Here is a 23,446-nt window from a genome sequence, read left to right on the forward strand (position 1 = left end):
TTTTTAGACTTCTCTGGTTTGCTACTCTTTAGTTCTTTGGGGTGAAGGCAGCCTCTTGGGAGGCGAAGGAAGTCGGGGGATTGCGGGTTCGTTAGGTAGTTGCAGCGTCTCAACTTTTTTATCCTCTACTTCCTTTTGAAGACCAACAATTTGTATGATTGTAGTGATTGCATCCGGGGCATCTGCCAAAAAGGAAGTTGTGCCCAAAATTCCGGCTGCACAAAATGCGAGCGTTTTCATGAGGGCAGAATATTCAATTCTTCCTTCATTGATTTCCTCTTCTAGAGCGCTCAGAAGCTTAAGTATCTTTTGTTTCTTTTTTTGTGCAAGATCAGCTTCTTGTACACTGCCTCTTAGCCGAGAAATCTCATCGAGCAGCCGTTCTTGTGCCGGTTGCGAAATGAGTAAAACATCATCTGCTTTCGCTCTTGTCTCCCGAATGCTCAGGCGCGCAGCCATGGCCGCGACTTGAGACCGAAAATGGGGAAAGGACTCAAAAACATTTGTCGGTTCAAAGTCACCGATTGCTCCCAAACCCAATTCATTCGCACTGGCGTTCAAAACCTGGACGTATTCAAGAAGGTCGCCCTCCTCAAATCCGCTCTGCAAATCAGAATTGGAATTCAGGCGTACTTCAAGCAAATCCCTTAGATCTAGCCACCGGGCAATATTTCCTTGGGGCAGATTGTCAAAGTCCTCCCGCCGTAACAGCGGCATATCACAAATCCATCAACAACCGCCGTGGATCCTCCAACGCCTCTTTCACGCGCACGAGGAAGGTCACCGCGCCCTTGCCGTCCACGATCCGGTGGTCGTAGCTCAGCGCCAGATACATCATCGGGCGGATCACCACCTCACCGCCAATCGCCATCGGACGGTCCTGGATCTTGTGCATGCCCAGAATGCCCGATTGCGGCGGGTTCAGGATTGGCGAGGACATCAGCGAGCCGTAAACCCCGCCGTTGGAGATCGTGAAGGTGCCGCCCTGCATCTCGGCCATGCTCAGCTTGCCGTCCCGCGCCCGCGCGCCCTTCTCGGCAATCGCCTGTTCGATGGCGTGGAAGCTCATCGCATCGGCATCCCGAATGACCGGCACCACCAGCCCCGTGGGCGTGCCCGCGGCGATGCCCATATGCACGAAGTTCTTGTAGACGATATCGGTTCCGTCGATCTCGGCATTGACCTCGGGCACCTCCTTCAGCGCGTGGCAGCAGGCCTTGGTGAAGAACGACATGAAGCCCAGTTTCACGCCGTGTTTCTTCAGGAAAAGGTCCTTGTACTCGTTGCGGAGCGCCATGACCTCGGTCATGTCCACCTCGTTGTAGGTGGTCAGCATAGCGGCGGTGTTCTGGCTGTCCTTCAGGCGCTTGGCGATGGTCTGGCGCAGACGCGTCATTTTCACCCGCTCTTCGCGGGCAGCGTCATCGGCGGCCACAGGCGCACGCGGCGCGGCGGCGGCAGGCGCGGGCGCCGGTGCTGCGCTGGCCGCGGCAATCGCGGCGGTTACGTCCTCTTTCATCACACGCCCGTCGCGGCCCGAACCCGTGACCTGATCGCGATTCAATCCCGCTTCGGCCATGGCCTTTTTGGCAGAAGGCGCGTCTTCGACATCCTTCTCCGGACCGCCCTGTCCGGCGGGGGGCGTGCTGTACTGCGTATCGCCCTCCGGTGCGGCAGGTTCGGTCGCCGCCGGTGCCGCCCCCTCACCCGGCGTCATGATCGCAAGCTTTGCGCTGGCTTCCACGGTGGTGCCCTCAGGCGCCAGGATCTCGGTGAGTGTCCCCGCGGCAGGTGCTGGCACTTCCACGCTCACCTTGTCGGTTTCCAGCTCGCAGAGCATCTCATCCGCCGCCACGCTATCGCCCACGGATTTGAACCAGGTGCTCACGGTCGCCTCGGTCACGCTTTCCCCCAGCGTGGGCACCATCACGTCGATGGGGGCGCCACCGCCGTCAGATGCCGTGCGGGCTGCGGAGGAGGGTGCCTCCGCCTCCTTGGCGGCTTCCTTACCCTTGGGCGCGGCGTCAGAACCCGCGTCGCCCTCGGAGATATTGGCCAGCAGGGCATCGACCCCCACAGTATCGCCTTCGTTTGCGACGATCTCATCCAGCGTGCCCGCCACCGGACTGGGTACCTCGACGGTGACCTTGTCGGTTTCCAGCTCACAGAGCATTTCATCCACGGCGACGGTGTCGCCGGGCTTCTTGAACCATGTGGCCACGGTGGCCTCGGTGACGGATTCGCCCAGCGTGGGGACGCGAACTTCGGTGGTCATTTGAGTATTCCCTTCGACGCTTATTTCTTGAGTGTCAGCGCATCGTCCACGAGCGCTGCTTGTTGGGCTTTGTGCTGGCTGGCCAGACCCGTGGCAGGGCTGGCAGACGTGGCGCGGCCTGCATAGATCGGGCGCGGATGCTTGGCCTTGATCCGGCCCAGCACCCATTCGATGTTGGGCTCAATAAAGGTCCAGGCGCCCTGGTTCTTGGGTTCCTCCTGGCACCAGACGACTTCGGCCTGCTTGAACCGTTCCAGCTCCTTGACGGCGGATTGTGCCGGGAAGGGGTAAAACTGCTCCAGCCGTAGCAGGTAGATGTCATCGATCCCGCGGGCGTCGCGCTCTTCGAGCAGGTCGTAGTAGACCTTGCCTGAACACATCACCACGCGCTTGATCTTGTTGTCCGAGACAAGCTTGGTGTCGGAATTGCCTTCCTGCGCATCATCCCACATCAGCCGGTGGAAACTGGAGCCGGTGGTGAATTCCTCCGCCTTGCTCACGGCCAGTTTATGACGCAGCAGCGACTTTGGCGTCATAAGGATCAGCGGTTTCCGGAAGGACCGGTGAATCTGTCGCCTCAGGATGTGAAAGTAGTTTGCAGGCGTGGTGCAATTCGCAACGATCCAGTTGTCTTGTCCACACATTTGCAGAAAGCGTTCCAGTCGCGCGGAGGAGTGTTCCGGCCCCTGACCTTCAAAGCCGTGCGGCAGCAGGCAGACGAGCCCCGACATGCGCAGCCACTTGCTTTCCCCGCTTGAGATGAACTGGTCGAACATGATCTGCGCCCCGTTGGCGAAATCGCCGAACTGCGCCTCCCAGAGGGTCAGCGCATTGGGCTCAGCCATCGAATAACCGTACTCAAACCCCAGCACGGCATATTCGCTGAGCATCGAGTCGATGACCTCGTAATGCGCCTGCCCGGGCTTGATGTTGTTGAGCGGATAATAGCGCTCTTCGGTGTTCTGGTTCACCAGCCCCGAGTGCCGCTGCGAGAAGGTGCCGCGGGTGCTGTCCTGACCGGCCAGCCGCACCGGATAGCCTTCGGTGAGCAGCGAGCCGAACGCCAGCGCCTCGGCGGTGGCCCAGTCGATCCCTTCGCCACTGTCAAACATTTGTTTCTTGGCGTCCAGCAGGCGTCCAACGGTCTTGTGCATGGGGAAATCATCGGGTGCCGTACTCAGCGCCTTGCCCACTTCCATCAACGTGCCTTTGGCAATGGCGGTCTTGCCCCGCTGGTATTTGTTCTTCTGCTTGTCGAGATGTGACCACTTTCCATCGAGCCAATCCGCCTTGTTCGGACGGTACTCCTTGCCCGCCTCGAACTCCTCGCTCAGATAGGCTTGGAACGCCGCCTTCATATCTTCGATCTCCCCCTCGGGGAGCAGCCCGTCCTTGACCAGACGCTCGGTATAAAGGCTGAGCGTTGTCTTGTGGCCCTTGATCTTCTTGTACATCACCGGGTTGGTGAACATCGGCTCGTCGCCCTCGTTGTGTCCAAAGCGGCGGTAGCAGATGATGTCGATCACCACGTCCTTGCGGAATTTCTGGCGGAATTCGGTGGCGACCTTCGCAGCATGAACCACAGCTTCCGGATCATCGCCGTTCACGTGGAAGATCGGCGCCTCGACCACCAGGGCGTTATCCGTGGGGTAGGGGCTGGAGCGGCTGAAGTGGGGGGCGGTGGTAAAGCCGATCTGGTTGTTTACGACCAGATGCATGGTGCCGCCCGTCTTGTGCCCGCGCAGTCCGCTGAGCGCAAAGCACTCGGCCACCACGCCCTGACCGGCAAATGCGGCATCGCCGTGCAGCAGAATGGGCATGCAGGAGGTGCGATCGGGGTCGTTGTTCTGGTCCTGTTTGGCGCGCGCCTTGCCGAGCACGACCGGGTTCACCGCCTCAAGGTGGCTGGGGTTCGCCGTCAGGCTCAGGTGAACCTCGTTGCCGTCGAACTCGCGGTCGCTGGAGGCGCCGAGGTGGTATTTCACATCGCCGGAGCCATCTACGTCTTCCGGTTTGAAGCTGCCGCCCTGGAATTCATTGAAGATCGCCTTGTAGGGTTTGGCCATCACATTGGCCAAGACGCTCAGCCGCCCGCGGTGCGGCATGCCGATCACGATATCGCGCACGCCCAGAGCGCCACCGCGTTTGATGATCTGCTCCATTGCAGGCACCAGGCTTTCGCCGCCATCAAGGCCAAAGCGTTTGGTACCCATGTATTTCACGTGCAGGAATTTCTCGAAGCCTTCGGCCTCGACCAGCTTGGCGAGGATCGCCTTGCGCCCTTCACGCGTGAAAGAGACCTCCTTGCCAAAGCCCTCGATGCGCTCCTTCAGCCAGCCCGCCTCTTCAGGGTTGGAGATATGCATGTACTGCAGCGCGAAGGTGCCGCAGTAGGTGCGTTTCACAATCGAGATGATCTCGCGCATCGAGGCGGTTTCCAGCCCCAGCACGTTGTCGATGAAGATCGGACGGTCCATGTCGGCCTCGGTGAAGCCGTAGGATTTCGGGTCCAATTCGGGGTGCGGTGTGTTCTCGCGCATGCCCAGCGGGTCAAGGTCGGCCACCAGATGGCCCCGGATGCGGTAGGCGCGGATGATCATCAGCGCGCGGATGCTGTCGAGCACGGCGCGTTTGATCTGGTCGTCGGTGACTTGCACGCCCGCTTCGGCGGCCTTGGCGCGGATTTTCTTGTCTGCGCCCTTGAGTTCGGCCTCCGGTGCCCACTCGCCAGTCAGCGCCTGCGTCATCTCATCGCCCGGTTGCGGCGGCCAGTCGGTGCGCGCCCAGCTGGGCCCTTCGGCCTCGCGTTTCACCGCAACCTCGTCATCCCCCATCGCCTTGAAGAAGGCCCGCCAGGCATCATCGACCGCGTTGGGGTCGGATGCATAGCGCGCGTACATCTGTTCGAGGTACTCGGCGTTGTGCCCCTGCATGAAGGAGGAGGCATGGAACTGGTCATTGGGGGTGTGTTCGGTCATGGGGTTACCTCTGTTGGGTTGGGACCGTATTGGTTGGGGCCGGGTTGGGAGGGGCATGACAGCAGGTAGATCATCCGTAGCCAAGCTGCGAAAAGGATCAGACCTGTGAGGGCGAAAAGGGTAAAGAGTATCACGTGAACTTGTCCTGCGCCGCGCGTTTCAAGTCCAATCCCGATCGACAAAAAGACAAGCGTGGCGAGTACGAGATAGAGCGCCTCGCGCGCTGATCGCCCGGTGTCATGCAGTCTTCGGCTGGCGGCGGCGGCGACTGCTGGCAGAAGTGCAACTGCCAAGAGCATCTCGATGGGTGCTTGCGAAGATGGTAGCAGTTGCGGGGAAGTAAGCGTCCCATAGCCAATTCGTACTTGCCTTGTGATGAGCACAGCCATCCATACCAAGAGCAAAAACCGCCAGAACTCCGACCTTGGAGCGCGGCCAGAAAAGGTGACATAGTTGCTCAAGCAGGTTTTGAGGGTCTCTATAAGTGTCATAGCTATAGACCTCCCGCCCGGCGGCTTGCGCCGGGCAGCGGCCGAACCGCACCCGCGGGGCGGATACTTTGCGTCCCGCCACTCGGTTCGGGCGCTGCCCCCAGTGCGTTAGTCCAACGCTTGAGTGCTGGCCGGGGCTCCGCCCGTTCGGACCTCAAACGCGCCACTGGAGCGTTTGCCTCGCTTATGCTCGGTCCGGTCCTCACCCCTTTTCAATCGCCTCTTTCACGGCTTCGCCCAGCGTGGCAGGGCTGTCGGCGACCACAATCCCGGCGGCGCGCATGGCTTCGATTTTGTCCTCGGCACCGCCCTTACCGCCAGCGACGATGGCACCGGCGTGGCCCATGCGGCGGCCCGGAGGGGCGGTGCGGCCCGCGATGAAACCCGCTGTGGGCTTCCAACGGCCCTTCTTCTTCTCGTCAGCCAGGAATTGTGCTGCGTCTTCCTCGGCGCTGCCGCCGATTTCGCCGATCATGATAATGCTCTGCGTCTCGTCATCCGCCAGAAACATTTCCAACACGTCAATGTGCTCGGTCCCCTTGATCGGGTCGCCGCCGATGCCCACCGCTGTCGACTGGCCATAGCCCAGATCGGTGGTCTGCTTGACCGCCTCATAGGTCAGCGTGCCGGAGCGTGAGACCACCCCGCAGGAGCCGCGCTTGTGGATGTGGCCGGGCATGATGCCGATCTTGCAGGCGTCGGGCGTGATCACACCGGGGCAGTTCGGCCCCACGAGCCGCGAGGCGGAGCCTTCCAGCGCGCGCTGCACCTTCATCATGTCGAGCACCGGGATACCTTCGGTGATGCAGACGATCAGCTCCATCTCCGCATCGATGGCCTCAAGGATCGAATCCGCGGCGAAGGGCGGCGGCACGTAGATCACGGAGGCATTCGCCTCGGTCTTGGCCTTGGCCTCATGCACGGAATTGAAAACCGGCAGGTCCAGATGTGTCTGACCGCCTTTGCCGGGGGTCACACCGCCAACCATCTTGGTACCATATGCAATGGCCTGCTCAGTGTGGAACGTGCCCTGCGAGCCGGTGAGGCCCTGGCAGATGACTTTTGTGTTTTCGTCGATGAGTACGGCCATTGTTCTTCCTTTGACTTACAAATTGAGGCTGGCGGCATGGATACCACCATCGTTTAGGGCATCACCGCTTTTGGTTGGGATGAAAGGCGTGGCAGCGGGCAAGGTGGTCCGGATGTCGCTCATAGTCGGTCCACCTCCTCTGCCGTATCGGGCATGAAGGTGATTTTATGCAGGCTGGCGCGCCCCATGAGCAAACGCAGCAGGGTCGGCAGAGGATAGGCGATCTCGTAGTATCCGCGCTTGAGCTTCTGGCGGAGCAACGCAAGACCTGTCGGGCGGACGCGCTGCGCAGCTTGAAGGGCAGCCCCCTGCTGTTCGTTTCCCTGCTCCAGCAGTGCGGGTTCAACCTGATACATCTTCATGCGTCGGGCAGCAGGCGAGGCATTGAAGTTGAAGAGCAGATTGTCGATGGTCAGATTGAAGGGGCGTTGTGCCAGAAAACGCTCTGCAGCGCTGCGCGTCAGAATATACCCCGCCGCGCCGACATGGCGGGACAGGAGCCGCGCGATCCGGCGACCCCTGTGATGTGTATGATGCGATGAAAGCAGTACGCGCAGCCTGCGGGCGCGCCAGCGTTCGAGCTTCACCACATCCGCATCGGCGGGCCACCAACTCAGATCCTCAAGCCAGTTCCCCAGGTCAGTGGAGACAAAAACATCGTCTTCCATAACCAGGCAGAACTCTGCGTCTGTCTTCAGAAACCGCTCCCACACCTGCGCATGGCTGATGGTGATGGCCATATTGGTGCTGTGGAACGGTCCCCAGGGGCCCTCCGCTTTGCACTGGCGCTGCATCTGCGCAGGATCTTCACTGGCGCTGTCAAAGGCGGGGAAAAACTGTGCGTCCACCCCGGCTTTTGCCAGTTCTGCGCGCATCCGGGCACGTCGCTCATCGGCACGGGCGAGGTTGATCATCTCGATATAGAGGCGCTGTGTCATCAGCCGTCCTCCCAATCTGCGGGCAGTCGGTCGACGGTCATGAAGGTCTGGCTGTCGCGCGTGCCCACATGCACCACCGCCACCCGTCCCCGCAGCAACGCGCGCCCTTCGATCAACGCGGTGCCGGTCAAAGGGGCGTGTGTGTCGGGCAGGTCGATGAAGGTTCCGAAAACCGGCGGGGTGGCCATCTGTGCCCGCAGCGCTGCTATCGCCACTTCGGTGTGATCGCCGTCAAAACTGACTTCGCAGCGTCGTTCGATCCGGGCAGGTGTTTCGGGCGCCGGTTCCAGAGATTTGTCCCAGAAGGTCAGCGTGTAGGGAAGGGGCGCGCCATCGCGCGCTTCCATGCGTGCGCGTGCCTGCGCGACGGTCTGCCCTGCCTTGAAACAGACCGCGTTAAACGTGGCGATGGCCTCGCTCGCACCTGCGCTGGCATGGGCTGGCACCGCCAGCATGGCGGATATGACGAAGGCCCGGATCACGTTGCACCCGGCGTGAAATGGATAAGCGCATAACGATACCACCCAAGGCTGACCGTGCGCTCCGTGGCAATAAGCGAGGGGGGCGTGGTGGGCAGCGACCACGCTTGTTCGATGTTCTTGCCCAAGGGCGCGGGATCAATTGCACGCGCCCCGGGATATGTGGCGGTCACATAGTTCTGAAACCGCGCGGTCTGGCCGGTGCGCGATTCCGCCTGTACGACGCACATTTTGTCAGAAACGGCGATAGCGGGGCGCCGGTCGTCGATCACATAGGCGCGGGCGCCCGGCGTGCGTTCCGGCAGCGGCACATAGCCTGCCGCGCGCAGGGTTGCGTCATCCCGCGGGCCGACCGTGCAGAACCGGTCAAAGGCGTTGATCATCACTGCGGGCGCGCTTTTCGGCACCAGATTGAACCGCCACATGTTGCGCAACTCGGCGGTGTCGGAAGACACGCCTTGCGTTGAGCAGGCGGCCAGAAGGCAAAGGGGTGCGGCGCAGCAGAGACTCAGGAGCCTGGTCATCCTGCAACCTCCTCAAGGTCCGCTGGTACGTGGGCTGCATTGTATCGCCGGTAGAAGGCAAAGGCAGCGACGAGAAAGCTCAGCGCCATGCCGAACTCGGCAACTTCCTCATAGGTCAGTGCGGCAAGATCAATGCTTTCGGTGATCTCGATGCCGAAAGCCTTGAGTTTCCGGTCAAACCCGTCCGCGATCTTGGAGGTTGCCGCCAGAAAAACACCAAGCCCGACGCAGAGCGCGACGCCATCACGCTGCTTCACACGGCGCGGCAGGCCGCGTATGCCCCGCACAATCACCAGCCACACGCAGACGGCGATCAGCAACAGAAGGCCAAAGGAGATCAGCCGCTCGAACCAAGGGACCGTGTCGCCGACGAACTGCCTGCTCTTGAACAGACCTTCGGTGAACAGCAGCTTGTCGAGGTCGAATTCCCGCATGCAGAATAAAACAAGCATGCAGACAAAGGGCCACACCATGCGGAAGACGGGCAACAACGGCACGATGGCCACCAGATAAAGCAGCGCGGAACTGGTCTCCAGCACACCGCTCTCCTGAAGGAGCGCGCGCTGGGGCGTGCTATCCAGAACGAGCATGGACACAAACAACGCGCCCATGACCACTAAACAGAGGACAACGTAGGCGGCCGCCGCGCCTGGCCGCGCGGCAAGCTGGCTATGGCCGGCGGTCATGCTGCTAGCCTTTCACAGCTTTCACGATCTTCTGCGCGCCGTCTTTCAGGTCATCCGCCGCGATCACGTCCACGTCCGAGTTGTTGATGATGTCCTTGCCCTGCTGCACATTGGTGCCTTCCAGACGGACAACCAGCGGCACCTGCAGGCCTACCTCCTTGACCGCCGCGACGACGCCCTCGGCGATCACATCGCAGCGCATGATACCGCCGAAGATGTTCACCAGGATGCCTTTGACGTTCGGGTCGGAGGTGATGATCTTGAAGGCTTCGGTCACCTTTTCCTTGGTGGCGCCGCCGCCGACGTCGAGGAAGTTGGCAGGCTCGGCCCCATAGAGCTTGATGATGTCCATCGTCGCCATGGCAAGGCCCGCGCCGTTCACCATGCAGCCGATTTCGCCATCGAGTGCGATGTAGTTCAGATCGTATTTCGAGGCCTCCAGCTCCTTGCTGTCCTCCTCGGTGGTGTCGCGCAATTCGGCGACATCCGGGTGCCGGTAGATGGCATTTCCGTCAAAGCTGACCTTGGCATCGAGCACTTTCAAGTCGCCGCTGTCGGTCACAATAAGCGGGTTGATCTCCAGCATCTCCATGTCTTTTTCCATGAAGGCCTTGTAGAGCAGACCCATCAGCCCGACGCATTGCTTGACCTGTTTGCCCTCGAGACCCAAAGCAAAGGCGATGCGACGTCCGTGGAACGCCTGGTAGCCCGAGGCTGGGTCGACCGAAAAGCTGAGGATTTTCTCAGGGGTCGCCGCAGCCACCTCCTCAATGTCCATGCCGCCTTCGGTGGAACAGACAAAGCTGACGCGGCTGGTCTGGCGATCCACCAGAAGGGCCAGATACATTTCCGTCTCGATGCCCGAGCCATCCTCGATGTAGATGCGGTTGACCTGCTTGCCCGCAGGTCCGGTCTGATGCGTGACCAGAGTGCGGCCCAGCATCTTTTTTGCCTCCTCTGCGGCTTCTTCCACCGATTTGGTCAAACGCACGCCGCCCTTGTCTCCGGCGTCCGGTTCCTTGAACTTCCCCTTGCCACGTCCGCCGGCGTGGATCTGCGCCTTGACCACCCACATCGGACCGTCCATCGCACCTGCCGCCGTCTTGGCTTCTTCGGCGCGCAGCACCACCCGACCGTCCGAGACCGGCGCGCCATAGCTGCGCAACAATGCTTTCGCCTGATATTCGTGGATATTCATGGATAGGGTCCCGTTTTGTTGGATCGGATCGTTTCGCCGATATAAGCCGCGAAGTTTCCACGAGGGAACCTGTTTTGGCCTGTACTATGGCTTGACAGTGAGAAATCGACATTTTGTGATCACAGGATTTTCTGCTGTGATCACAAAATGCATCTGCAGGACAATTTTCATATAATGCAAGGGATTCGCAGCCCAAAGGCTCAGGTTAGGCAATGAAGAGTCGTTGGCAGGCCGCGACCATCTCGCGCTCATAGGCGGTTTGCGCCCAGCCGCGGCGCTGGACGAGATCTTCCCATGTGGTCACCGAGAGCATGGACCACATGAGATCTGTGGCCATCTCCGGGTCCGTATCGGCGGGCAGATCACCGTCAGCGTGAAGCGCCTGGATCGCCGCCGCGCACCCCTCACGCATGTCGGACATGCGTTGTGACCAGGCGGATGCGGCTTCGGTATCCGTGGCCGCCATGTCCATGAGTGGCTTTGCGACACGGTAGATTTTCGGCACGTAACTGCACCAGGCCAGGACAAACGCCTCCAGCCTGACGCGTCCGGATGGCGCGGTGCGACTGGCCTGCAATTGACTGTCCATATCGAGCTGGGCATCGAGCGCTTTGGTCGCGGCGATCAGGACTTCGGCGCGGGAGCCGAAGTGCAGATAAATCGCCTGACGGCTTACCCCCGCCTTCTTGGCGACATCTGAAAGGCGCGTCGCGTCACGCTGATCGCCTTCAAGCAGGGCAAGTGCTGCGTTGACGATACGCTCTTTTGTTGAATTTCCTCGGCTTGACATGCCGTCAAGGAGCAAGTCAGCCCGGCAAAGTCAAGGTCGTCCGCGATCTACGACCGGCAAAAAAGAACCCGCCGGAGCGGGTTCCCTGACGTGCATTTAGTCCTGAAAAGTTCAGGAAAGCGTGTTGTCGATACCCTTGCAGGCTTCCACCAGGCCTTTTACCGCCTTCACGGAATTGTCGAACATGGCCTGCTCGTCCTTGTTCATCGAGATTTCGACAACCCGTTCGATCCCGCCCGCACCGATCACGGTTGGAACCCCGACGTAAAATCCTTTCAGGCCGTAAGCGCCGCTGACGTAGGCAGCACAAGGCAGAACACGTTTCTGATCCTTCAGATAGCTTTCGGCCATTTCAATCGCCGAGGTTGCTGGCGCGTAGAAGGCGGAACCGGTTTTCAACAGGCCGACGATCTCGGCCCCGCCGTCACGGGTGCGCTGCACGATGGCGTCGAGTTTTTCCTGCGTGGTCCACCCCATTTTCACCAGATCGGGCAGCGGAATACCGGCCACGGTCGAATAACGCACCAGCGGCACCATCGTATCGCCGTGCCCGCCCAGGACGAAGGCGGTGACGTCCTTCATCGAGACGTCGAATTCGGAGGCGAGGAAGTGGCGGAAGCGCGCAGAGTCCAGCACACCCGCCATGCCACAGACCTTCTCATGTGGCAGGCCGGAGAACTCGCGCAGCGCCCAGACCATCGCGTCGAGCGGGTTGGTGATGCAGATGACAAAAGCATTCGGTGCGTGATCGCGGATGCCTTCGCCAACGGATTTCATGACTTTGAGGTTGATGCCCAGGAGATCGTCGCGGCTCATGCCCGGCTTGCGCGCCACACCGGCGGTCACGATGCAGACGTCTGCGCCTGCAATGTCTTCGTAGGATTGTGTGCCCGACATGGTGGCGTCGAACTTGGCGGAGGGTCCGCTTTCCGCGATGTCGAGCGCCTTGCCCTCGGGGATGCCTTCGGCAATGTCAAAAAGGACGACGTCGCCCAGTTCTTTCAGCGCTGCCAGATGGGCAAGTGTGCCGCCGATTTGACCGGCGCCGATCAGCGCGATTTTGGGTCTTGCCATGGAATATGCTCCGCATTCGGTTGAGGTTGCGCCCTCTGCTACCCATTAACGCCCGATTGCGCAAGTTCGCTTGCATGGTTGTGTTCGGGCGGGCGCTGTCGTGATCTGTGCATGCCGAATCGCGTGCTCCTTTGCACGCATGGATGGCGGGGTGCTGATCAATTGTGCAGGGCACCAGAGGAGAGGCAGCAGATTGCTCACACTGGATTGGATGTTTTTTGCGGTAGCTGGGCCGGCTGTCATCTTTGCCGGTATTTCCAAAGGTGGGTTCGGGTCCGGTGCTGCGTTTGCCGCCGCGAGTATTCTGGCACTCGTGGTCGAGCCCGGGCTGGCGCTGGGCGTCATGCTGCCGCTTCTGATGCTGATCGACGTTGCATCCCTGCGCCCGTACTGGCGCAAGTGGGACGGTCAGGCGGCGCTGCTGCTGATCCTCGGGGGGATGCCGGGTGTGGCTTTGGGCGCGGCGCTCTACAGGATCGCGGAGCCCGATGTGCTACGGGTTCTGATCGGCGCGATTTCTATCGCCTTTGTCCTGTGGCAGGTGGGCCTCGCCCCGAAACTGATGGCACGCTCGGCGCGCAGACTTCCGCTTTGGGCAGGGGGCGTTGCCGGGCTGGTGGCCGGCTTCACCAGCTTTGTCAGCCATGCGGGCGGCCCGCCAGCTGCCGTGTATCTGCTCTCCATGAAGCTGACGAAAACCCAGTATCAGGCGACGACCGTGCTTGTTTTCTGGGTGATCAATATCGCGAAATTCATCCCTTACGCTTTCCTAGGGATGTTCACGCTGGAGACGGGGATGGCAAACCTCGTGCTGGCACCCTTTGCCCTGCTTGGGGCCTGGCTGGGCGTGCGCGCCCATCGGCTGGTGCCGGAGCGACTGTTCTTCGGATTGACCTATGCGCTGCTGAGTCTGACCGGGATCAAACTGATCTGGGACGGTCTGACCTGACAGGTTGGCGGGTGTCGGCCCGTCCGGCAGACGGTCAAGGATCTGCACTGCGTGCCAGGTGGGCCGCTGGCCCACCTTTGTGGTTCAGGCGTCGTTGCCTTTGGCGGGCAGAGCCTCTGCAAGTGTTTCGTAAGACTGTCCGGACGCAACGAGGCATGTCAGGCCGTTGGGCGTCGTGACCGTAATTGTCCAGGTGCCGGTTTCATCCGAGGCAAATACCTCGATCACCGCGTTATTGGCACCGAGCCCCATGGACTGACGGGATTCGCCGTAACCCTCGGCCAGCCGGTCGACAACAGCGTCGCGTGGCGCACAATTGCGCGCATTTTGCGCTGCGGCATCGGTGGTAGAAGCAATATAAAGTGCGGCTGCCGCGCTGAGCGCGCCCAAATGCAGCATCTTGGATATGCGTGTCATAATGTGTCTGCCTTCATGTCAAAGGCGGCACCCGCTGTCATCTGGCCCAACCGGCTTTACCGGTGATGACCGGGCGGCCCCGGTTCAAGATAAATGCCGTTGATATCACGAGATCAGGTGCATCCAGCGGCCAGGCCGAAGCAGGGTTTGCCGAGATATCCGACGCAAACACCATCCGCTTTAGGGCTGAAATAATGGTTAATCCGCCGTACGGATATAGATTGAATTTGAAATTTGCTGCATTGCGGCACAAATCTGCTTGCAGTTTCTTTCAAAAAATGCCCCATTCCGCGCAATTTTGTGACCTGCTGATGAGCGTGGACCTTTGCCAATGACTGTCTCTCAACGCCCTTTGCGTTCTGTTCTCTACATTCCGGGTTCAAAACCTCGGGCACTTGAAAAAGCCCGGAGCTTGCCTGCGGATGCCATTATATTCGATCTCGAAGACGCTGTGGCACCGGACGAAAAATCAACCGCGCGCAGCACGCTGGCGCAGGCGCTTTCCGACGGCGGTTACGGTGCGCGCATGAAGATTGTGCGCATCAACGACCTGGGAACCGAATGGGGGGCGGAGGATGCGCGTGCGGTTCTGTCGATGGGGGCAGATGCGGTGTTGCTGCCCAAGGTAAACGGGCCTGCGGAGCTTGATGCATTGGCAGAGATCACGGGCGATCTGCCGCTGTGGGCAATGATGGAAACGCCCACGGGCATGCTGCGCGCCGCAGAGATTGCCGCCCATCCGCTGTCGCAGGGCATGGTGATGGGGACAAACGATCTCGCCAAGGACATGGGCACGCGTTTTCGTGTCGACCGCATGCCGCTCATGACCGGGCTGGGCCTGTGTTTGCTTGCGGCAAAGGCGCACGGCCTGGCCATCATCGATGGGGTCTACAACGCTTTTCGCGATGCGGAGGGGCTTGCTGCGGAATGCACGCAGGGTCGCGATATGGGGTTTGATGGCAAGACACTGATCCACCCGGCCCAGTTGGATGTCACCAATGCGGCGTTTGCCCCATCCGAGGAGGAAGTGGACCTCGCCCGTCGCCAGATTGCCGCCTATGATGAAGCCCTTACGAACGGCCAGGCGGTCGCCGTGGTTGACGGGCGCATCGTCGAAAATCTGCATGTTGCAACTGCACGCGAAACACTGGCAAAGATGGACGCGATAGCAGCTCTCAACGCGGGGTAAGCCAATGACACTTCTCATCGCCGGATTGGTCCTCTGGACCCTTGTTCACTACTTCAAACGACTGGCCCCGGATCAGCGCGTGGCCCTTGGCGCGCCGGGCAAGGGTCTTGTCGCGCTGGGTGTTGTTGCCGGGCTCATTCTGATGATCATCGGCTACCGCGCGGCGGATTTCATCCCCGTCTGGCAGCCGCCCGCTTTCATGGTGCATGTCAATAACACGCTGATGTTGTTGGCGTTCTGGGTCTACGGCTCTAGCGCCGCAAAAGGGGCGAAAGCCTGGCCCGCCTATAGAATCCGGCACCCGCAACTCACCGGGTTCAAGATCTGGAGCGCGGCGCATCTGCTGGTCAACGGTGATCTCGCATCCATCCTGCTCTTTGGCGGCCTGCTGGCTTGGGCCGTGGGCCAAGTGATCCTGATCAACCGCGCCGAGCCTGATTGGACGGCACCCGAACCCGCGGGCACCGCGACCTATGTGCGCCTGGCCGTCATTTCGCTTGTCCTCTTTGCACTCGTCGCCGGCATTCACATCTGGCTTGGCGTCTGGCCCTTTCCCGTCTGATTTTCGGAGATAGCTCATGAAACTCTACCGCTTCCTCTCTGAGGAGGACACATCGGCCTTCTGCCACAAGGTAACGGAGGCGTTGAACAAGGGGTGGGAGCTGCACGGCAGCCCGACGCAAACCTGGGACCACGCCGCAGGTGTCATGCGCTGCGGACAGGCGGTGCTGAAAGAGGTGGACGGGACCTACACGCCCGACACCAAGCTGGGGGCGCAGTGATGGGGGTGAAGACCAACGCGGGCCGGTTTTTTGAAGACTATGCCGTCGGCCAGATGATCCATCACGCGGTGCCGCGCACGGTCAAGATGGGTGAGCGCGCGCTCTACCACATGCTCTACCCCGCACGTCACGCGCTCTATTCCTCAGATCAGTTTGCGCAAAGCTGCGGGCTGCCGTTCAGCCCGCTCGACGACATGATCGCCTTCCACGTTGTCTTCGGCAAGACCGTGCCGGATGTGTCGCTGAACGCGGTGGCGAACCTCGGCTATGCCCAAGGCCGCTGGATCACGCCGGTCTGGCCCGGGGACACGCTGCGCTCGGTCTCCGAGGTGATCGGGGTCAAGCAGAACTCCAACGGTAAGACCGGGGTGGTCTGGGTGCGCACCACCGGCCTCAACCAGCACGACGAGACGGTGCTGGAGTATGTGCGCTGGGTCATGGTGCGCAAACGCCACACGGATGCGCCCGCGCCGGAGACGGTAGTACCCGATCTGCCCAAGGCCGTGGCGGCAGAGGATCTGGTGATCCCGAAGGGCCTCGATTTCACCAACTACGATTGCACGCTGGCGGGTGAGCCACATCGCTGGGGTGACTACGCCATCGGCGAGCAGATCGACCACGTGGACGGTGTGACCGTCGAAGAGGCGGAACACATGATGGCCACGCGGCTTTGGCAGAACACCGCCAAGGTGCATTTCGATACCTCCGCCCGGCCCGACGGATCCCGCTTGATCTACGGCGGTCACGTGATTTCTATGGCGCGCACGCTCAGCTTCAACGGGCTGGCCAATGCGCAGATGGTGGTGGGGCTGAACGGGGGGGCGCATGCCAATCCCTGTCTTGCCGGCGACACCATTCGCGCGTGGTCCGAAGTGCTCGACAAGGCCGAGACATCTGCGCCGGGTGTCGGCGCGCTGCGCCTGCGGCTGGTGGCGACAAAGGGCGGCGATCCCTTCACGCTGAAAGGCGAGGATGGGAAGTATCTGTCTGATGTTCTGCTCGATCTGGACTACTGGGCGCTGATTCCGACGTAGAAACCGCAAAGGGAGGGACAGGCGATGGTGAGGCGGACAATTTTGGCAGGGGTGCTGGCGGTCGTGGCGGCCACGTCGGCTGCTGCGCAATCGCGCGAGGATGATTTCGTGGCGGCGAACGTGCTGGCCATTCTCTACCACGAACTTGGCCACGCCCTGATCGACATCCTGAACCTGCCGGTTTTCGGTCAGGAAGAGGACGCAGCGGACGTGCTTAGCGTCCTGCTGATCCATGACCTCTACGAAGAAGAGGCCGCTGCGGGCATTATCTATGATGCGGCTTTTGGTTTCCTCGGAGAGGCGGAAGGGAACGAGCCTGCCCCCTGGGATGTGCACGGCCCCGATCTGCAGCGCTACTACACCATGGTTTGCCTGTTTTACGGTGCCAATCCAGAGGCCCGCGAGGCGCTGGCAATCGAACTGGATTTGCCGGAGGAGCGGGCCGAAACCTGCGTTGAGGAGTTCGAGCTTGCCTATGACAGCTGGGGTCCGGTGCTGGACGGGATCACGGCGGAGGAGCCTGGCGTATCGATGGTACTCCAGAGCGCGGATGACACGCTGATTGGCCAGTTGATGGTTGATGAGGTCCGCGCGCTGAACGAAGACTTCGATCTACCAGAGACTCTGACCCTCCGGGCTGAGGTCTGTGGCGAGGCCAACGGTTTTTACGATCCGGGAACGCGCGAGATCATCATTTGCAGTGAATTGGATGGTTATCTGCGGTCACTGGCGGAATTCTGAGGCCCCTTAGAAAAATGATCTGGGATTGGCGGCCAGTTTGCGTAGTCTGGCCCAATGAAACGGCTGATCTCCTCTCTGGTGATGATGGTCCTCGGCGGGCAGGGCGCGCTTGCCTGCCAGCTGGCGCTGGTGCTCGCCGTTGATGTATCGGGATCCGTCGACAGCCGCGAATATGACATCCAGATGCAGGGGCTGGCCGCGGCGTTGCGCGACGGCACCGTTGTCGATGCACTGATCGAGCAGGAGGCGCAGGTCACGTTGATCCAGTGGACCGGCTCTTCCCGCCAGCGGCAGACTGTGCCCTGGACGCAGATCCGGACCGATGTCGACGTGACGGCGCTGGCGGAGATCATCGCCACCAACCGCCGGGTGTGGCGCAACTACTCTACGGCCATCGGCGAAGCGCTTGTGGCGGCTGAGGCCGCCCTGATCGAAGTGCCGGAGTGTACCCGCAAGGTCGTGGATGTTTCCGGTGATGGCATTTCCAATGAAGGCGTATTGCCCCTGACCCGACATCCGGCGCTCTCGGCCATGGGCGTGACGGTGAACGCGCTGGCGATCGAGACCGATGAGGGCGACCTGACCGGCTGGTTTTATGAAAACCTGATCCTGGGCGACGGCGCATTCGTGATCACCGCTGATGGGTTTGAGGATTATCCTGCGCAGATCAGACGCAAATTACAGCGCGAGACCACGCGACAGCTCAGCTACCTGCCATAATGTGATCACGCGCTGTTCTCGTGTGATCACAAATAACGGCAAGTTAATGATTTTTGTACAAAACGCGCCAATTAACCGCGCCTTGAGGCGGCGCAGACACGTGACAAGCCCGCAATAAGCAGTAAAAAGAAATGCAGGGAACAAAAGGAATCTCACATGGCTGATGTCAATCGGGGCAACCGCCCCTTGTCGCCGCATCTGACGATTTATCGTCCGCAGCTGACCTCCATGACCTCCATTCTGACGCGCATCACCGGCAATGCGCTTCTGATCTCTTCCTTGTTGATTGTCTGGTGGTTTCTGGCAGCCGCGACCTCACCCGAGTATTTCGCCTATGCGGATGGCGTGCTGACCAGCTGGTTCGGTGATCTGGTGATGACCCTGTCTCTTTGGGGGCTGTGGTATCACACGCTGGCGGGGCTGCGGCATCTGATCTGGGATCAGGGCATCGGCCTCGATCTCGATACCGCCTACAAACTTGGTTACGTGGTGATCGGCGGCTCGGTGCTGCTGACCCTGCTGACCATCGTGATCATATAAGGGGGCCGCCATGAGCTATCTCACAGACCGCAAGCGCGCCGTGGGTCTCGGGTCCGCGAAAACCGGGACAGAGCATCACTGGTCGATGACCGTCAGTTCCGGTGCCCTGCTGATCCTGATCCCTCTTTTTGTCTTTACCTTTGGCCCGATGCTGGGCGCTTCGTATGAAGAGGTCACCGCCTACTTTAACCGCCCGTTCCCCGCAGTTGTTGCCGGGCTGACCATCATCGTGACCTTCAAACATTTCGCCGGAGGTGTGCAGGCGCTGATCGAGGACTATGTGCATGGGTTGGCGCAGAAAGTTGCCATCGTTGTGATGACCTGTGTCAGCTACGCGGCCATGGCCGTGGGCCTTTACGCAATCGTGCGGCTCGCACTCTGACCCCAATGACCGTGCAGGCGGGGCCCGCACGAGACCCAGGAGACTGATCCATGGCTGAATACGAATACGAAACACATGAATACGACGTCGTGGTGGTCGGAGCCGGCGGCGCCGGGTTGCGGGCGACGCTCGGCATGGCCGAACAGGGGCTGCGCACGGCCTGCGTGACCAAGGTCTTTCCAACACGGTCTCATACGGTGGCCGCCCAGGGTGGTATCGCAGCGTCACTGGCCAACATGGGCCCCGACACCTGGCAGTGGCACATGTACGACACGGTCAAGGGGTCTGACTGGCTGGGCGACACTGACGCGATGGAATACCTCGCCCGCGAGGCGCCCAAGGCGGTTTATGAGTTGGAACACTACGGCGTGCCATTCTCGCGCACCGAAGAGGGCAAAATCTATCAGCGTCCCTTTGGCGGGCACACGACGGAATTCGGCGAAGGCCCTGCGGTGCAGCGCACCTGCGCCGCCGCCGACCGGACCGGCCATGCGATCCTGCACACGCTTTATGGCCAGTCGCTGAAGAACAACGCGGAATTTTACATCGAATACTTCGCCATCGACCTGATCATGTCCGAGGACGGCGTCTGCCAGGGCGTGCTCTGCTGGAAACTGGATGACGGCACGCTGCACCTCTTTGCCTCCAAGATGGTTGTTCTGGCCACGGGGGGGTATGGCCGGGCGTATTTCTCCGCCACCTCGGCACACACTTGCACCGGCGATGGCGGCGGCATGACGGCGCGGGCCGGGTTGCCGCTGCAAGACATGGAGTTCGTGCAGTTCCACCCCACCGGCATCTATGGCGCGGGCTGCCTGATCACCGAAGGCGCGCGCGGCGAGGGCGGCTACCTCACCAACTCCGAAGGCGAACGCTTCATGGAGCGCTATGCGCCGCAGTACAAAGACCTCGCGCCGCGTGATTACGTCTCCCGCTGCATGACCATGGAGATCCGCGAGGGCCGGGGCGTCGGCAAGAACGGCGACCACATTCACCTGAACCTCAATCACCTGCCGCCCGAGACGCTGAAACTGCGCCTGCCGGGTATCTCGGAGAGCGCCCGCATCTTCGCAGGCGTGAACCTCAACAAGGAGCCGATCCCGGTGCTGCCCACGGTGCACTATAATATGGGCGGTATTCCCACGAACTACTGGGGCGAGGTGTTGGCACCGACGAAAGATGACCCCGACCGCGTCTCGCCCGGCCTGATGGCCGTGGGTGAGGCAGGTTGTGCCTCCGTGCACGGGGCGAACCGCCTGGGCTCCAACTCGCTGATTGACCTCGTGGTCTTTGGCCGCGCCGCCGCCATCCGCGCGGGCAAGGTGGTCGACCCCGACAGCGCCGTGCCCACGCCCAATGCCGCCTCGGTGCAGGCCGCGCTCGACCGTTTCGACAACACCCGCTACGCGAAGGGCCACACGCCGACCGCCGAGCTGCGGCTTGAAATGCAGCAATGCATGCAGAAAGACGCCGCCGTTTTCCGCGCCAATGAGACGCTGGCCGAAGGGAAGACCGCGATGGAAGACGTGGCGGACAAATGGTCCGACGTCGGCGTGACCGACCGTAGCCTGGTGTGGAACTCCGACCTGATGGAGACGCTGGAACTGGCGAACCTCATTCCCAACGCCGTCGCCACCATCACCGGGGCTGAGGCGCGCAAGGAGAGCCGCGGGGCGCATGCCCATGAGGATCACCCCGAACGCGATGATCAGAACTGGCGCAAGCACTCGCTGATCTGGTTCAAGGGCAACAAGGCGTCTTTGGGCTATCGCGGCGTGCACGAGCAACCGCTCACCAGCCACAATGACGGCGGGATCGACCCCAAGAAAATCGCGCCCAAGAAGCGGACCTTCTGATGCGCCTGCCTTTGATCTTATGCGCCGCTCTCGCGCTTTCGGCTTGTGTTGAAATCCAGCAAGCGACCGACCGCGCGGGCCGGGATACGGCCAAAACCGTGCTGCCCGAGGCCCTCGCCGTCTATTTCCCGCAGGTGCCCAAAGCGCTGTTTACGCCATTTACAAACTGTGTGGTGGACAATGCCGATGCCGCTGAAGTGCAGGCGCTGGCTGCGGATGCCATCACCGGGGTCGATCAGGGCACGGCGGACACCATTCGCACGGTACTTGCCCGCCCCGAAACCCAGAATTGCCTGCGTGCTGCCGCTCCGACGGCGCTCGGCACGCTCTAGACCGAACAGGAGACCGCAGACATGGTTCAACTGACCCTGCCCAAGAACTCCCGCATGACTAAGGGCAAGACATGGCCCAAGCCCGAGGGCGCGAACAACCTCCGGAAATTCCAGATCTACCGCTGGAACCCGGATGACGGTGAAAACCCCCGGGTCGACACCTATTTCGTTGATCTGGACAGCTGCGGCCCGATGATCCTGGACGCGCTGATCAAGATCAAGAACGAGATCGACCCGACACTGACCTTCCGCCGCTCCTGCCGGGAAGGCATTTGCGGCTCCTGTGCGATGAACATCGACGGGATCAACACGCTGGCCTGTATCTATGGCATGGATGAAGTGAAGGGCGACGTGCGCATCTACCCGCTGCCGCATATGCCGGTGGTCAAGGACCTGATCCCGGACCTCACGCATTTCTACGCCCAGCACGCCAGCATCATGCCCTGGCTGGAGACCAAGACGAACCGTCCGGCCAAGGAGTGGAAACAGTCCATCGAAGATCGCAAGAAACTCGATGGCTTGTATGAATGCGTCATGTGCGCCTCCTGCTCCACCTCCTGCCCGAGCTACTGGTGGAACGGTGACCGCTACCTCGGGCCAGCAGCGCTCCTGCACGCCTACCGCTGGATCATCGACAGCCGCGACGAGGCCACGGGCGAGCGGCTGGATGATCTCGAAGATCCGTTCAAACTCTACCGCTGCCACACCATCATGAACTGCGCCAAGACCTGCCCCAAGGGGCTCAACCCAGCTGAGGCGATTGCCAATATCAAGAAGATGATGGTCGAACGCCGGGTGTGAGCCCGGCATTCGTGGTGGTTGACGTGGAGCCCTTCAGCACCTGCTCTGATCCGGGGGTGCTGGTCGGGGTCATGCCTGGGGTGATGTACGGTTTGCCTTGCGTCGCAGCATTCCGACCGCCGAGAGCGCTGTCAGACACAGGAAGAACCCGGCTGGCAAGGGAACCGGCGCGACTGCGGGGGTGAAGTCTCCCGAGATCGCGGTGTTGTCCGTGTCCTGGATGAACGAAAACGACCGCCCTGCAGCCAGACCGCCCAGGCCGCTGAAATCCACGGTCATTGCGCCGTAGAGGTCACCCGCATGCGCCGTGTCCGTCAGGCTGATCGGGCGGGAGAAGAGCACGGAAACCTCTCCGGGCGTCTTGTCGTTTGTTGTGAAGCCGCGCCCGTAGGCACTGCCGGATGTGCCGACCGACGCGCCGATGATATCGAAGATGGTATCACCCGGAACACCGTCAATTTGCAGAGACTGCAGCCTGCCCTGCGAGACGGCGACTACAAAAGGGCTGGAAAAGCTTGACGTGCCGTCGAGCGAGAGGGAGAACCAGCCCCCGTCGGCCACGCCCGATTTTGCGCCGTTTGCCAGAAAAGTGGCCTTGCGCTTAGCACCTTTTTCAAAAATCCCGGTGATCTGCATACCGTCCATGTCAGCACCGCTGGTCGTGTATCCGCTGATGCCCGAGGTGCTGGCGGCACCAATCTTGTCGGTTTCTATGGAGATGGTTGCCGCCTGGGACAGGCCTGCCATCGACAAGTAGGCGGCAACAGGCAGGGTTAGAAATGTGAACGTCTTCATGGGAATACTCCTCAATTTGTGTCTGACGTCACATCTAACCAAGCGGAAGGAACGGCGCGATTGAGCTTTCGGACAGAACAGATACTCATTCGCGCGCCTTCTACTCAAAAGGATATCTTCGGGCCGATGGACAGCACGGCCCGCAGCCCCTAAATGACTGATATGCATATCGTTGTCGGTCTGATCATCGCCTTTGTCGTCGTTGCCATCTTTGCGCGGCGCAACCGGGGCACCCGCCGCTGCCGCTGGCGCGAAGACCGCAACGGGGATCGGGGCAGCCTGCGAAAATACAAATGTGCGGCCTGCGGGGCCGAGGCCTTCACCGCGTCCAAGGGTCCGCCCGACACCTGCAAATCCCACCTGCCGCCTGTCTGAGAACAGGCCT

27 protein-coding genes are annotated in these 23,446 nt (G+C 61.0%); 13 read left to right on the forward strand and 14 right to left on the reverse strand.

Annotated elements, in window-relative coordinates:
* Positions 1–21 precede the first annotated feature (21 nt).
* The 12 genes from ISX84_RS17815 to mdh all read right to left on the reverse strand — a co-directional run bounded on the left by ISX84_RS17815 (position 22) and on the right by mdh (position 12,523).
* Positions 22–717 (reverse strand): hypothetical protein, encoded by a 696-nt coding sequence (locus tag ISX84_RS17815; protein WP_195821730.1) that lies wholly within the window; start codon positions 715–717, stop codon positions 22–24.
* Between the two features lies 1 nt (position 718).
* Complete coding sequence (gene odhB / locus ISX84_RS17820; RefSeq protein WP_195821731.1) at positions 719–2,275, reverse strand: 2-oxoglutarate dehydrogenase complex dihydrolipoyllysine-residue succinyltransferase; 1,557 nt, start codon at positions 2,273–2,275, stop codon at positions 719–721.
* 20 nt (positions 2,276–2,295) lie between these two features.
* The gene (locus ISX84_RS17825; RefSeq protein ID WP_195821732.1) at positions 2,296–5,253 is read right to left on the reverse strand and encodes a 2-oxoglutarate dehydrogenase E1 component; all 2,958 of its coding nucleotides are present in this window, start codon (positions 5,251–5,253) and stop codon (positions 2,296–2,298) included.
* Positions 5,250–5,744 carry a DUF805 domain-containing protein gene (locus tag ISX84_RS23590; protein ID WP_195821733.1) on the reverse strand — a complete coding sequence of 165 codons (495 nt, stop codon included), beginning with the start codon at positions 5,742–5,744 and terminating at the stop codon, positions 5,250–5,252. Before ISX84_RS23590 ends, ISX84_RS17825 begins: the two co-directional genes overlap by 4 nt.
* A gap of 202 nt (positions 5,745–5,946) precedes the next feature.
* Positions 5,947–6,834, reverse strand: coding sequence for a succinate--CoA ligase subunit alpha (gene sucD / locus ISX84_RS17835; RefSeq protein ID WP_195821734.1), 888 nt, complete (start codon positions 6,832–6,834; stop codon positions 5,947–5,949).
* Between the two features lie 119 nt (positions 6,835–6,953).
* The gene (locus tag ISX84_RS17840) at positions 6,954–7,772 is read right to left on the reverse strand and encodes a glycosyltransferase family 25 protein (protein WP_229884388.1); all 819 of its coding nucleotides are present in this window, start codon (positions 7,770–7,772) and stop codon (positions 6,954–6,956) included.
* Positions 7,772–8,254 carry a hypothetical protein gene (locus ISX84_RS17845; protein ID WP_326838767.1) on the reverse strand — a complete coding sequence of 161 codons (483 nt, stop codon included), beginning with the start codon at positions 8,252–8,254 and terminating at the stop codon, positions 7,772–7,774. Before ISX84_RS17845 ends, ISX84_RS17840 begins: the two co-directional genes overlap by 1 nt.
* The gene (locus ISX84_RS17850) at positions 8,251–8,775 is read right to left on the reverse strand and encodes a hypothetical protein (protein ID WP_195821735.1); all 525 of its coding nucleotides are present in this window, start codon (positions 8,773–8,775) and stop codon (positions 8,251–8,253) included. Before ISX84_RS17850 ends, ISX84_RS17845 begins: the two co-directional genes overlap by 4 nt.
* Positions 8,772–9,461 (reverse strand): hypothetical protein, encoded by a 690-nt coding sequence (locus ISX84_RS17855; protein WP_195821736.1) that lies wholly within the window; start codon positions 9,459–9,461, stop codon positions 8,772–8,774. The genes ISX84_RS17850 and ISX84_RS17855 overlap by 4 nt, the downstream gene beginning before the upstream one ends.
* A gap of 4 nt (positions 9,462–9,465) precedes the next feature.
* Positions 9,466–10,659 (reverse strand): ADP-forming succinate--CoA ligase subunit beta, encoded by a 1,194-nt coding sequence (sucC, locus tag ISX84_RS17860; RefSeq protein WP_195821737.1) that lies wholly within the window; start codon positions 10,657–10,659, stop codon positions 9,466–9,468.
* A gap of 205 nt (positions 10,660–10,864) precedes the next feature.
* A complete protein-coding gene (locus ISX84_RS17865) occupies positions 10,865–11,449 on the reverse strand; it encodes a TetR/AcrR family transcriptional regulator (protein ID WP_195821738.1) in 585 nt (194 codons plus the stop codon).
* 111 nt (positions 11,450–11,560) lie between these two features.
* Entirely contained in the window at positions 11,561–12,523 is a 963-nt protein-coding gene (mdh, locus tag ISX84_RS17870) for a malate dehydrogenase (RefSeq protein ID WP_195821739.1), read from the reverse strand.
* Positions 12,524–12,716: 193 nt separating this feature from the next.
* On the opposite strand from mdh, the gene ISX84_RS17875 reads away from it, so the two are divergent.
* A complete protein-coding gene (locus tag ISX84_RS17875) occupies positions 12,717–13,472 on the forward strand; it encodes a sulfite exporter TauE/SafE family protein (RefSeq protein WP_229884389.1) in 756 nt (251 codons plus the stop codon).
* Between the two features lie 84 nt (positions 13,473–13,556).
* On the opposite strand, the gene ISX84_RS17880 is transcribed toward ISX84_RS17875, so the two are convergent.
* On the reverse strand, positions 13,557–13,889 hold the full coding sequence (locus ISX84_RS17880) for a hypothetical protein (protein ID WP_195821741.1): 333 nt from the start codon (positions 13,887–13,889) through the stop codon (positions 13,557–13,559).
* A 331-nt stretch (positions 13,890–14,220) separates the two neighbouring features.
* Between ISX84_RS17880 and ISX84_RS17885 the strand changes: the two genes are divergently transcribed.
* The 11 genes from ISX84_RS17885 to ISX84_RS17935 all read left to right on the forward strand — a co-directional run bounded on the left by ISX84_RS17885 (position 14,221) and on the right by ISX84_RS17935 (position 22,266).
* Positions 14,221–15,078 carry an HpcH/HpaI aldolase/citrate lyase family protein gene (locus ISX84_RS17885; RefSeq protein ID WP_195821742.1) on the forward strand — a complete coding sequence of 286 codons (858 nt, stop codon included), beginning with the start codon at positions 14,221–14,223 and terminating at the stop codon, positions 15,076–15,078.
* Positions 15,079–15,082: 4 nt separating this feature from the next.
* A complete protein-coding gene (locus ISX84_RS17890) occupies positions 15,083–15,640 on the forward strand; it encodes an NnrU family protein (RefSeq protein ID WP_195821743.1) in 558 nt (185 codons plus the stop codon).
* A gap of 16 nt (positions 15,641–15,656) precedes the next feature.
* Positions 15,657–15,860 carry a DUF1737 domain-containing protein gene (locus tag ISX84_RS17895; protein ID WP_195821744.1) on the forward strand — a complete coding sequence of 68 codons (204 nt, stop codon included), beginning with the start codon at positions 15,657–15,659 and terminating at the stop codon, positions 15,858–15,860.
* Positions 15,860–16,894 (forward strand): MaoC family dehydratase, encoded by a 1,035-nt coding sequence (locus ISX84_RS17900; protein WP_195821745.1) that lies wholly within the window; start codon positions 15,860–15,862, stop codon positions 16,892–16,894. Before ISX84_RS17895 ends, ISX84_RS17900 begins: the two co-directional genes overlap by 1 nt.
* Before the next feature lie 24 nt (positions 16,895–16,918).
* Positions 16,919–17,635: a DUF4344 domain-containing metallopeptidase gene (locus tag ISX84_RS17905; RefSeq protein ID WP_195821746.1), complete on the forward strand. Its 717-nt coding sequence runs from the start codon at positions 16,919–16,921 to the stop codon at positions 17,633–17,635.
* 54 nt (positions 17,636–17,689) lie between these two features.
* On the forward strand, positions 17,690–18,355 hold the full coding sequence (locus ISX84_RS17910) for a DUF1194 domain-containing protein (protein ID WP_195821747.1): 666 nt from the start codon (positions 17,690–17,692) through the stop codon (positions 18,353–18,355).
* Between the two features lie 156 nt (positions 18,356–18,511).
* Positions 18,512–18,895, forward strand: a complete 384-nt coding sequence (gene sdhC, locus ISX84_RS17915) for a succinate dehydrogenase, cytochrome b556 subunit (protein WP_195821748.1) — start codon at positions 18,512–18,514, stop codon at positions 18,893–18,895.
* A gap of 10 nt (positions 18,896–18,905) precedes the next feature.
* A complete protein-coding gene (gene sdhD, locus ISX84_RS17920; RefSeq protein WP_195821749.1) occupies positions 18,906–19,277 on the forward strand; it encodes a succinate dehydrogenase, hydrophobic membrane anchor protein in 372 nt (123 codons plus the stop codon).
* A 50-nt stretch (positions 19,278–19,327) separates the two neighbouring features.
* The gene (sdhA, locus tag ISX84_RS17925; RefSeq protein ID WP_195821750.1) at positions 19,328–21,133 is read left to right on the forward strand and encodes a succinate dehydrogenase flavoprotein subunit; all 1,806 of its coding nucleotides are present in this window, start codon (positions 19,328–19,330) and stop codon (positions 21,131–21,133) included.
* Complete coding sequence (locus tag ISX84_RS17930) at positions 21,133–21,465, forward strand: hypothetical protein (protein ID WP_229884390.1); 333 nt, start codon at positions 21,133–21,135, stop codon at positions 21,463–21,465. The genes sdhA and ISX84_RS17930 overlap by 1 nt, the downstream gene beginning before the upstream one ends.
* A gap of 21 nt (positions 21,466–21,486) precedes the next feature.
* Positions 21,487–22,266: a succinate dehydrogenase iron-sulfur subunit gene (locus ISX84_RS17935; RefSeq protein ID WP_195821751.1), complete on the forward strand. Its 780-nt coding sequence runs from the start codon at positions 21,487–21,489 to the stop codon at positions 22,264–22,266.
* 69 nt (positions 22,267–22,335) lie between these two features.
* On the opposite strand, the gene ISX84_RS17940 is transcribed toward ISX84_RS17935, so the two are convergent.
* The gene (locus ISX84_RS17940) at positions 22,336–23,061 is read right to left on the reverse strand and encodes a hypothetical protein (protein ID WP_195821752.1); all 726 of its coding nucleotides are present in this window, start codon (positions 23,059–23,061) and stop codon (positions 22,336–22,338) included.
* Between the two features lie 153 nt (positions 23,062–23,214).
* Here ISX84_RS17940 and ISX84_RS17945 point away from each other — a divergent pair, with 153 nt between their 5' ends.
* A complete protein-coding gene (locus tag ISX84_RS17945; RefSeq protein WP_318168085.1) occupies positions 23,215–23,436 on the forward strand; it encodes a hypothetical protein in 222 nt (73 codons plus the stop codon).
* The last annotated feature ends 10 nt before the right edge of the window (positions 23,437–23,446 follow it).

The sequence above is a fragment of the Roseobacter sp. MH60115 genome, assembly GCF_015644665.1.
Classification (GTDB): domain Bacteria; phylum Pseudomonadota; class Alphaproteobacteria; order Rhodobacterales; family Rhodobacteraceae; genus Roseobacter.